At 62.6% G+C, this 11,553-nt stretch carries 2 protein-coding genes; both read left to right on the top strand.

What is annotated here, in order from left to right:
- The first annotated feature begins 866 nt into the window (after positions 1-866).
- The gene (locus ASD86_RS19945) at positions 867-10,475 is read left to right on the top strand and encodes a putative Ig domain-containing protein (RefSeq protein WP_235567826.1); all 9,609 of its coding nucleotides are present in this window, start codon (positions 867-869) and stop codon (positions 10,473-10,475) included.
- Positions 10,475-10,837, top strand: a complete 363-nt coding sequence (locus ASD86_RS19940; RefSeq protein WP_056114713.1) for a hypothetical protein — start codon at positions 10,475-10,477, stop codon at positions 10,835-10,837. Before ASD86_RS19945 ends, ASD86_RS19940 begins: the two co-directional genes overlap by 1 nt.
- Positions 10,838-11,553 lie beyond the last annotated feature (716 nt).

The raw sequence follows: 11,553 nt of genomic DNA, 5'->3' as shown, positions 1-11,553 counted from the left end.
AGATCACGGTCACCGAAGGCGCCGGCACCGCGCAGGCGCGCACGATCCAGTACGACTACGACGCCCTCGGCCGCCGCACCGCCGAACGCCTCGATCCGGCCGGCCTGAACCTGATCACCAGTTACGCCTACGACGCCAACGACAACCTCGTGCGCCGCACCGACGCGACCGGCAACGTCACCCGGTTCTATTACGACGAAGCCGACCGAGTGATCTATACGATCGATCCGCTTGGGGTGATGACGCGCAATTGGCGCGACGCCGACGGCAAGGTCGTCGCCACGCGTACCTACATCGCGGGGACCGATCCGTCGACGCTGACCGATACCACGACGATCGCGCAATTGGATGCACGACTGGCGTGGACGAACGATCCGGGCGAGTACCGGGTCTACGATCGCGATGGCCGTGTGAAGTTGGTCGTGTCGGTGCTCGGCGCCGTGCAGGAGTACACGTACGACGCGGCCGGTCGGATTTCGGAGATCCGACGCTACGCGACGCTGACCTCGTTGAGCGATTGGAGCCCGAACGGTCTGGTCGACCGCTTGTTCCACGGCATCGCGCAGGTCGCCGACTTCAATCTGGCGGCACTGCGCAACGATGCCGCCGACCAGATTGTCTATCAAGTCTTCACCACGCTCGGCGAGCTGCGCACCACGGTCGATAACTCCGGCACGGTGATCTCCTACGTGTACGACGCGGCCGGTCGCCAGACCGTGCACAAGCGCTACGCGCATGCGGCCCAACTCAACCCGACCCTGCGCGCCAAGCTGACCGCCGGCACCGCCTCGCCGCAAGACGTCGTCGACGTCGTTGCGACCTCNGGCGCTGGTCGCGCGCGCTACACCGTCGATGGCAACGGCTCGGTGATCGAACTGCTGTACGACGGCGGCGGCCGCCCGGTCGGCACGCGCGCGTACGCGACCGCGATCGCGGTCAACACCGATGCGACGTTCAAGTCCCAGCTGATCGCCGGCGATCCAGCCGCGATGGGCATGGTGCGCGACCGCGTCGCGGCGATCGCCGACGACGCGCGCGACCTGCGCAACTATCAGGTCTATGACAGCGCCGGCCGCATCGCCGCGACCATCGACGGCGCCGGTTACGTCAGCACGCGCAGCTACGACGCCGCCGGCCGCGTCGTGCAGGAGCGGCGCCACGTCCAAGCCGCGACCATCGCCGCGCCGTTGCTCGCCAAGCTGAGCGCCGGCACCGCCAGCGTCGCCGACATCGCCGCGATCACGCCGGTCAACAACGCCGCCGACGCGGTCGTGCGCCATATCTATGACGCAGCCGGTCGCGAGCGCTACACGCTGACCCAGAACAGCGCCACCACTTATCTAGTCAGCGAACGCCGCTACGACGGCGCTAGCCGGGTCACCGCGCAGTATCAATACTCCGTGCCGATCGCACTCGGCCCGGTGGCGACACCGGCGCAGGTCGGCGCCGCGCTGAATGCGGCGGGCGCCTACAACACCGCCGACCTGTACCGCTCGACTCAATACGTCTTCGACGCCGCCGGTCGCGTGCGTTTCACCGTCGATGATCTGGGCGCGGTCAACGAACAGCGGTACGACGGCGCCGGCCGGGTCGTCGAAACCCGTCGCTACGGCAGCACCATTTCGATCAGCACCCCGATGAACGAAGCGGCGGTCGCCACCGCGGTCGCCGGCATCGCCGACGTGCGTAAGACCACGACGGCCTACGATGCGATGGGCCGGGTGGTTCGAGTCACCGATGCGCTGAACCAGTACGAGGAGTACACCTACAATCCGCTGGGCCAGATCACCGCGCTGCGCAACAAGAACGGGCATGTCTGGAACTACGAATATGACGCTGCCGGCCGCCGCACGGCCGAGATCAGCCCGGAAGTAGGCATCGGCAACGCCGACATCAATGGCATGCAGGGTTACCGCGTCGGCCGCATCGTCACCCGTACCGCTTACGACGCGCTCGGCAACGTCATCAGCCGCACCGAAAATGCCGACACCAATCAGCCGCGCGTCACCCGCTACGAGTACGACAACCGCGGCAATCAGATCCGCACGATTTTCCCGGACGCGGGCCGGCTCGATGCGAACAAGCAGTTGGTCGCAAGCGGCATCCAGTCGACCATCGAAGTCAGCTACGACGCGCTCGGCCGAGCCGTGGCGCAGAAGGACGTGCGCGGCTTCTACAGCTACAAGGTCTACGACAATCTGGGCCGGCTCGCCTACGACGTCGACCAGGAAAACTACGTCACCGCCTATGCCTACGACGGCTTCGGCCAGCAGACCAATCTGCGTCGATACGCGCAGAAATTGAATGTCGGCGCGCTGGGCGGCTGGGGCGAGGGCCAGCCGCTGTCGATGGCGCAGATGCAGGCCGCCGCCGCGACGTCGGTGGCCGACCGCACCATCACCACCCGTTACGACCAGCGCGGCCTGGCGGTGCAGATCGAACAGACCCAGGTCGCTTACTTCACCTCGACCGGCGCCAGTGCCGTCGGTTCGCCGACCGTGCGGGTCGAATACGACGGCTTCGGCAACAAGGTCAAGGAATCGGTCCTGCTCGAAGGCACGCCGGGCCAGGCCGACGCGCGTTGGGCCGACACCTATACCTACTACGATTTGGTCGGTCGGGTGACCATGACGGTGGATGCCGAAGGCTACGTCACTCGCACCGGCTACAACGTCGCCGGCGAGGCGGTCGAGACCATCGAATACGCCAAGGCGATTGCCACCGGCGGCCTGAATACCAGAACGCCGCCGGCGCAGCCGCCGTTGGGCGATGCGACCAGCGGCTACGACCGCGTGACCCGTTGGTCTTACGACGCGTTGGGCCGCAAGATCGACGAAACCATGGTGCGTCATTTCCAGGGACGCGATGGCAGCAGCGGCGTGCGCGATGTCGCCACCCAGTTCCGTTACGACGGTGAAAACCGCGTCACCCAGATCATCAACGACACCGGCACCACCTCCACCGTTTACGACGCGCTCGGCCGCGTGCTCAACGTGACCGAGCCGATGCGCAAGGTCATCAACGACGGCACGTTCGGCATGCTGGCGCAGAACGCCGGCTACGACCTGAATCATCCGAACGTGTATGCGGACGTTTCGCCGTTCACCGAGATGATGTACGACGCCTTCGGAAACCTGCTGCGCACCTGGAAGCACGTCAGCGGCAAGCGTCCCGATGGCAGCTTCGACAGCGATCCGAACAAGGACCAGATCGAGTGGATCCGCTACGACTGGCAGGGCCGCGCGGTCGGCAATACCGTCAGCAACGGCGATACGACGTATACGGACTACGACGCGGCCGACAACATTATCCATCGCTGGTATAGGCTCAGCGGCTCGGACGGCAGTCGCGACGTCGATGTCCATTCATGGTATTCGTTCGACAAGGCCGGTCGACAGACCGGCATGAGCCAGACACGAAACCGGGCCAGCGACGGTGCGCAGCTGGGCGTCGACATGGCGCAGCAGGCGACCTACAACGCCTTCGGCGAGATCGTCGAGAAGAGCTTCCCGGGTGTCGGCGGCACCCACAATTACAACTACGACGCCGCTGGACGCCTGCTCAGCAACAACGAGGCCTACGGCACCCGCAGTTTCGGTTACAACCTGGCCGGCCATCAGCTGCGCGAGTCGCACATCGCGTTCACCAGCGAAGGCCAGACCGTCGAGGCGGTCAGCTGGAACACCACCGATCGTCTGGGCCGTAATACCCTGACGCGGCTGCCGTCGCATACTGCCGATCCGGTGATGATCTCGACGATTCAGCAGCGTGTTGATCGCTGGGGCAACGTGCTCGAGGTGGTCGACGCGCGCGGCTACCGCACCAACTACCGTTACAACGAACTCAATCAGGTCACTCGCGACGAACGGCCGCTGGTGGTGGTCGTATCTGAAAGTGGCGTCGGCGTGTGGCAGCGCCCGGTCAATGAGTGGTTCTACGACGCACTAGGCCGTCTGCTCGCCACCCGCGATGCCAACGGCAGCGTGCGTAGCAACGAATACGATGCCGTCGGCCGTCTGATCACCTCCAAGGACGGCTTGGGTCAGGCGACGTTGTTCGCCTACGACGCGATGGGCAATCAGCGCATTACCCAGAATCCGCTGGGGTATCTGACCTACAAGGACTACGACCGCCAAGGCCGACTGGTCGAGATCGGCGACTACCTGGCCAGCGGTGGCGGCCGCGCCCGGGCCTCGCTGCAACGTTACGTGCTCAATCAAAGCGGCGATCGCCTGCAGGTATTCGACGCGCTCAACAATCGTTCCCTGTACGACTACAACAGCAATAACCAGGTGTTGCGAAGCCAGACCGCGACGGGCGTATGGACCAGCTACACCTACGATGTGATGGGTAACAAGACCGGCGAAAGCACCGCGTTGAGCGGTGCCACGTTCCAGGATCGCGACGGTGAGCTGGTCAACGGGAACGAGCTGACCTGGAATTACGACGCCTACGGCCGGCTGGTCGATCACAACAACCTCAGCGGCCGCGATTTCGATTACTACTACCACCCCACCAGCGGGCAACTGCAGTCGGAAACCCAGTCCGGCGGCCCCGCGGCCGACGCGGTGCGGCATACCGTCTACTACCCCAACGGCAAGATCAAGGCGATCTACGAAAACAGCGTCGCGCCGCGCTATCGCTACGAATACGACGCCGCCGGCAACCGTACCTTGGAGGAAGTGAACACCGTCGATGGCGGCGGCCTGACCGTACATACCATCACCCGCACGGTGTACGACAGCCATAACCGTATTCAACGCGTGACCCAGGACGATCTGTCGTCGGGCGCCAGCAAGCGCGTATTCGATCTGTCGTACAGCTACGACGCGGTCGGCAACCGCCGCAGCGCCGTCGCCCGCTCGGGCTACGGCCCGGCCGCCGACAGTGTTCCGGTAGACGCCAACAACGCGCCGACCCTGTTGCAGGGCATTCCGTGGCATTCGGTCCGGCCCGGCACCACCGGGGAATTCTCGTTGGTGTTCAGCGAATACTTCCGCGATCCGGAGCAGGACCCGCTGAGCCTGAGGGTCGACTTGGTCGGCGGCGGGGCCTTGCCGCCCTGGCTCACCGTGAAGCGCGATCCCGCCAGCAACCTGATCACCTTCATCGCGCGCCCGGACGCGAACGTGCCGGTCCAGGATCTGCAGATCCGCATGACCGCCTACGAGACCGCCAATCCATCGGCCGCGACCGAAGCTACGTTCGTGCTGTTCGTGCGCAATAACGTCGAGCCGCGGCTGCACAACACCAACACCGAAACGCTGCTGGTCAAGACCGGCCAGGCCTGGAGCAAAGACCTGTTCGCGGCCGATTTCTTCTACGACCTCGACATCGGCGACCAGATGCGCCTGAGCGTGGTCAATGCCGCGTCGTTGCCGGCGTGGCTGCAGCTCGATACCAGTTCGCCCGGCGCGCTTCGTCTGCGTGGCGTACCGCAAAGTGGTACCTACACGTTGCAGGTCCGCGCCACCGATCAGCTCGGCTGGGAATCGCAGATCAAGACCGTGCAATTGGTGGTGGCGCCAAACCACGCGCCGAGCGGGCCGTCGCCGCTGCCAGCCAAAGCGATCCCGGTCGATCGCGACTTCCTGTGGTCGATGCCGGTGTCGGAGGTGTTCTACGACGCCGATGGCGACGGCCTGGAGATTCGCGCGAGCGGCTTGCCGTCCTGGCTTACATTCCAGCGCACCAACGTGCAGGGCGTATCGCAGTTGCGTCTGGTCGGGCGACCACCGGAAGGGCTGGCGTCCGGTCTGGTTTACAACGTGGCCTTCACCGCGACCGATCCGGACGGCGCGACACGCACCGCGACCCTGACCTTGACCACGCGCGCGGGCAACCAACGGCCGACCGCGCCGCAGTTCACTTTCGCGGCCACCGGCGTCCTCGGTCTGGCGTATTCGTTCCAGCTGCCGGCGTTCCACGACGGTGACGGCGACGCGCTGACCTACCGCGCCACCAACCTGCCGCCCGGTTTGAGTTTCGACCCGGCCACGCGGATGCTGTTCGGCACTCCGAGTCAGCTAGGCGAATACGAATTCAAATACACCGCGACCGACGGAATGGGTGGCATCACCACCTTGCCGGTCCGACTGTTTGTACGCGGCAACACCGCCCCGGTGGCGCCGACGGTACCCGCCCAGAGCGTGATGGCCACGACCGGCTGGAACTACGCGTTGCCGTGGTTCACCGATGCCGACGGCGATCTGGCGATGTATACGATCACCGGACTGCCGCCCGGAGTCGGTTACGACGCGGACACCAAGACCATGAGCGGCGCGCCGACGACACCCGGCACGTACACCGTCACGGTCCAGGCGTTCGATCAATGGGGCGCGTCGACCGCCACGCAGTTCACTCTCACGGTGACGCCGCGCCCCCCGGAGAATCTGGCTCCGTACGTGAATCGCCAGGCGGAGGGCGCTTACTTCATCGTGGTGATCGACGAGCCGGGGATCCCTCCGCTGCAGCGTTACTACATGCCGGCCGACACCTTCCGCGATCCCGACGGCAATCCACTGACGTACTCGGTGATCGCGCCGTCCGGCTGGGGCGTCGGGATCTTCCACACCGGCGAACTCTTCGTCGAAGGCCGTCCCTACGCGGGCGTGGAGAACTACGAGTACGGCATGGAGTTCCGTCTGCGTGCGACCGATTCGCACGGCGCCTACGTGGACATGGTGTTCGGCGCGACCGTGAAGACAGTGCGCAACGGCGGTGGCGGCGGTCCGGGCTTCCCGCAGGATCCGGCCAGTCTGCCGGGCGGCGGCGAGCAGGCGGCGCTGGTGTTCGACATGGGGCCGGCGCAGAGCAGCGCGGTGGCCGAGAACCAGGACAGTTTCGACTCGGCCCAACCGGTGTCCGCCCAGGCCGTCGTCAGCGCGGCCGCGGCCGGCAATGCGCCGGTGCAGACCACGACCTACTGGTTCGTCTACGACGCCGAGAACCGGATCAAGATTAATAACGGCGATCTGGTGAACGGGCAGATTCTGGTGTCCAGCCGCAACTCGGAATCGTACGAAATCATGTACGACGCCGGCGGCAACGTCGCCGCCCGTGCGATCGCGATCGGCGACGACGTGCGCCTGGAACGCTACAGCTACGATTTGCGCGGCAACCGGGTTCTGGAGTTCCACCCGCTGACCCTGCGCGGCGGTCAGGTGGCCAACGACTACGAAGGCGTGTCCAAGCAGCTTTTTTACGATGCCAACAACCGATTGAAGGAAGTTCGTCAGTATTACGGCGCCAGCGCGATGTTCGTGCATAGACAGCGGGAAAACGAAGTCGACGAGGTCTACGGCTTCTATCCTTACGGCGGCTGGTTGTTCTATGGCGAGCGCTACGACTACGACGCCGACGGTCGCATGCTTTATCAGGAGACCTGGCAGAGGCCGCAATACGCGGACGAAAGTTGGGTCATGACGGTATATGGCGATGCCCAACGGCAGATGGAAGACATCACTGTGCTGCAACGGCGCAGCCGCACCGATAACGTCGGCGGTTACGACGTGGGCGGACGTCTGGCCAGCTATCGCTACACCGGGGTCTCCAACAACAACTCCGAGTACACCCACTACTACAACGTCACTTTCCAGGGCTGGGAGACGTATCAGGAAGAGTCGGTTACCGGTACCAGTTCGAACCACAACTACCGAACCACCACCAATACGCTGACCTACGATCCGTTCGGCCATCTGATGTCGCAGCGCGAAAACACGCCCTTGCGCAACGGATCGCTCGACGACCGCATGCGTTACTACGCCTATAACGGCGATGCCCGCGTGCTGACCCGCCGCGAAGGCAGCCTCAACAGCAGCGGCCAGTTCGTGCAGCCAGGCGATCAGGGGCCAAATAACTACATGCTGGTCCACGCGGCGGGCCAGCAGCTGGCCGAGCTGCGTCAGGGCAGCATCGCGAGCTTCAACAACAGCACGTATTTCACCAAGCAGATCCAGAGTCTGAGCGGCTTGGGCAACTACGACGCTGGCGACGGCAGCAGTGTGCCGGTGCAGGCAGGTGACACCTTGCGCAGCCTGGCCGTGCGCATCTATGGCAGCGACACGCTGTGGTACGTGCTCGCCCAAGCCAACGGTCTGGGTAACCCGGATCAGGAACTCGCGGCCGGCACGTTCATCACCGCGCCGAGCACCCGTGTCAGCAGCAACGATTCCAATACGTTCAAGCCGTACAACCCTGCCGAGGCGGTCGGGTCGACTACTCCGAATCTGCCGTACATACCGCCTCCGCCGAAGGCGCAATGCGGCGCGATGTCGAAGTTGATTTCGGTGGTGGTGACGGCGGTCGTCAGCTACTTCGCCGGCCCGGTCGCGGGCGCCGCGGCCGGCAACTATGCCGGCCAGATGAGTCAGCTGATGCTCAACGGCCAATACGACTGGGGCAGAGCACTACGTTTGGGTCTCAATCCCTTGGGAGGTAACAGCGACGATCTGGCCCGTTCGATCTACGACCCGGGCTCGCATGGCGCGCCCGGAATGATCGACTACAAGAGCATCGCGGTTTCGGCCGCGGCGGCTTATGCCGGTGGGCAAGTCAATGGCTGGGTCAGTCAAGGAATCGGAGGCACGGCTGGTGCCGTCGCTGGCACGGCGGTCGGCGCCGCGGTGAGTTATTCCACTGGCTATGCGGTGGGGCGTACGCTCGGGATGGAAACGCATTTCAGCTTGCGTGAAATGGCTGCTCAGTCCGCTACCGCAGTGGCCGGATACGGGATATCAAAAGCCTCGGGTGTCGAATACGAACAGGCCGGCGCGAGAAGATCCTGGATACGCTCAAGGCCGTTTTCCTGGCAGGCGATAGCGTCGGACATGCTGAGCAACTTAGCCGAATATGGCATTCGAAAAGCCGTCGGGGTCGAAGCGCATTGGCATACAAGCATGATGCTGGCGGATGCGGCAGGTAACGCGCTGGGCCATGCGCTTGTCGGCGGGGCGGCTGCACGCCGCGTCGGCCGTATCGAACAGCAGCACATGAGCCAGCAACTCTACGATGCAGCGTGGTCGAACGCAGGGCCTTTCGCTATCGGCTTGTCAGCGCAGCGCGTGAGTTCATCTTCTGTCAACTATCCGCAGACCGATCCAATGAGTGGCGTCAGCTCCGCAGTCGAAATGGGTCCGGGCCAAGCGGCTGCCGCGTTGATGGGCCTTAGCCAAGAACAGACGCAATTCATCGTGCGGGTCCAGAGAGAAAAGAATGCACCGGCATTCGATCCCGGCAGTGGTGACACGTTCGATAGCTACCACGCGATGTACAACACTGTCGACGGCTCAAAGCCATTCGACGTGCCTACCGTAAAGGCTTATGGTAACTATCAAGCGTACTTGGATGAATTAGCCACTTACAACCAGCAGTGGGCCGGTGTGGGAGTCAGGATGGCTCCCGTCGCGCAGCGTTGGGCCACGAATGCCGAGTTTGATCAGGCGTGGTACTGGGGCAGGAGCTGGGGCGCCATCAAACCTCTGGACGACTTCTTAGCGGGGGTGCAGTCCTACGCAAGTAGAGGCAGACAGATTGCTCGCGAATCCCTTGATAACTCTAGCTCCGAAGCGGAGTTACGGGCAAAGATCTATATAAATGGCGCGGTGGTGCTTGGAGATACGGTGCTCCAGGGTACGATCGGTACGGTTCGAACTGTCACCAGCCCTGATACGCGTGATTCCTTGGTGGCATTCCTGGCCGACCCGGAGCAGGGTTCGAAACGCGCAGCGAAAGCGATATGGGATATGCCGCTTGAGGACAAGTTTGCGACGGTATTGACGACTCTGATGGGCGGACAAGGCGCACGCCGTCTATTGCCCGAAGGGCGAGCGCGTTCGCCTTTTAGTCATAACATCGAAGGCTGGGGCGATCTCGGGCTGTCCGAGCGCCCGGATGTCGCCTCGACTCGCGGTAAATCAAAACCGAATCGATACGGTGAGAAGGTGTCGGGGGCGGCAGAAATGCACGCGACCGAACATCTGTGGCGGGACAACGATGTTCCCAGGACACTTGAGGGCGCCATCGATTTTGTTGATAGCAACGGAGCGTTCAAAGAGGGGCTTGTCGACTACACGGTGACTGCGCCTAATCAAGTTGTGGTTGATCACGGCGGTGGGTTGCGGGTCAAATATGTCATAGTCGAAGACGGCGTCTTCGATAAGAACTACGGGGTCGGCAAATATGCAAGCTATGAAACAAAGCAGTATCCAAATCTGACTCACAACAAGATCATGTCGTGGGGAGATTTATTCGGCGAGATGGCGGTGGTGCGCGTGCGGCAAAGCGTGCTTAACAGTGATCGAAAAATGACGGCAATTTTCGGTCACGAATTTCACGAGCTTCGTGGAATTCATGCCAAGGCAACCACAACCGCTCTGCCATATTTGTCAGTGCTGCCATTGATCGAAAGACTGCATGTTGGGGCTGTGGCTTTTGGTGATAATCTCGTCAACAAGATGGTCAAAGAAGGCATTTGATGAAAATCGATGAATTCAAAGCGGAGCTGAAAGACGTCGAGCGTCTTTGGCATGAAGATGTTTTTTCCGATTCGGTATTGGAGAAATTCATACTGTCTAACCTCCCGTATGACGAGATGGGGGGCTTGGTTCCGTCCGATCTGTTTACGCAGGCAGTGCTAGATTTTTTGGCGGAGAGAGGCGCCATGCAAATCAGTCATCGCGGGGGCGGTGGAGTTGGCTATTTTTCGGATGGTGCGTTTGTCGACACGTCTCATTACGCGAGTGTGTATCTTTCGATTTTTTCGAAATGGCAGGATAATGCCTGGGTGGTGATGGAAACATCCGAGTCGGGTGAGGTATCTATACGGTTCAATTCGTAATTTATTCTGATGCTGTTCTCGGCGAAAAGTGGTGTTTTCGCGAGAGCGTGGCTTCGTCCTCGTCTGACGGCATGATGGATTTGGGTGTCGGCCGAATTAGGGGCCGAAGTGAACTTTCCACTACCGCGACAGCCAAAGAACCAACGGCGGTAGCGGTTGAACGCAATCACGCGCTGCGCGTGGCGCTGAAGTTGCGGTCCATTTGCTCAGTTCACGGGCGAATCACTTTTGATGATCGAAATAAATTGAAGCGATCAGTTTGTCAGGCTGGCCGTCGAAGCGTTGCCGGAACGGTGTTTGGCAAGAGACCAAGCCGCTGTCGGGTACGCAGTCTCGATCGCACGCCAGGGCATGGATCGGCTTTTGAATGCAGTGGGATTCAGACGGATACCCGGGGCGCGACGCGCTTGCAGCCGGCGGTTCTCTAACCCGATGTCCACCGCGCGATGCATCGATGCCCAAGCGCAAGCCATCGAGCTGCGCGCGCAAGGGTTTCAGCCCGGGCGCAAGGCTGCGAGGCTTGCGATCGCAAGGCGAATAGCGTCGCGCGCGAGGCTCGCGGGGCCGGTCGCAAGGCAGATTGACTGGCGCTCGGGGTTTGAGGCTTGCGCGCAAGGCTCCGAGGGTTGCGATCGCGGAGCGTCGAGGCCGGCGCGCAAGCCTTTGAGCCTTGCGGTCGGGATTCGTAGGCTTGCGGTCCGAGCATAGAGCCTTGC

The organism is Lysobacter sp. Root690, assembly GCF_001427785.1.
GTDB lineage: Bacteria > Pseudomonadota > Gammaproteobacteria > Xanthomonadales > Xanthomonadaceae > Lysobacter.
The sequence above is the reverse complement of the archived record's forward strand: the minus strand, read 5'-3'. Positions and strand labels throughout refer to the sequence as shown.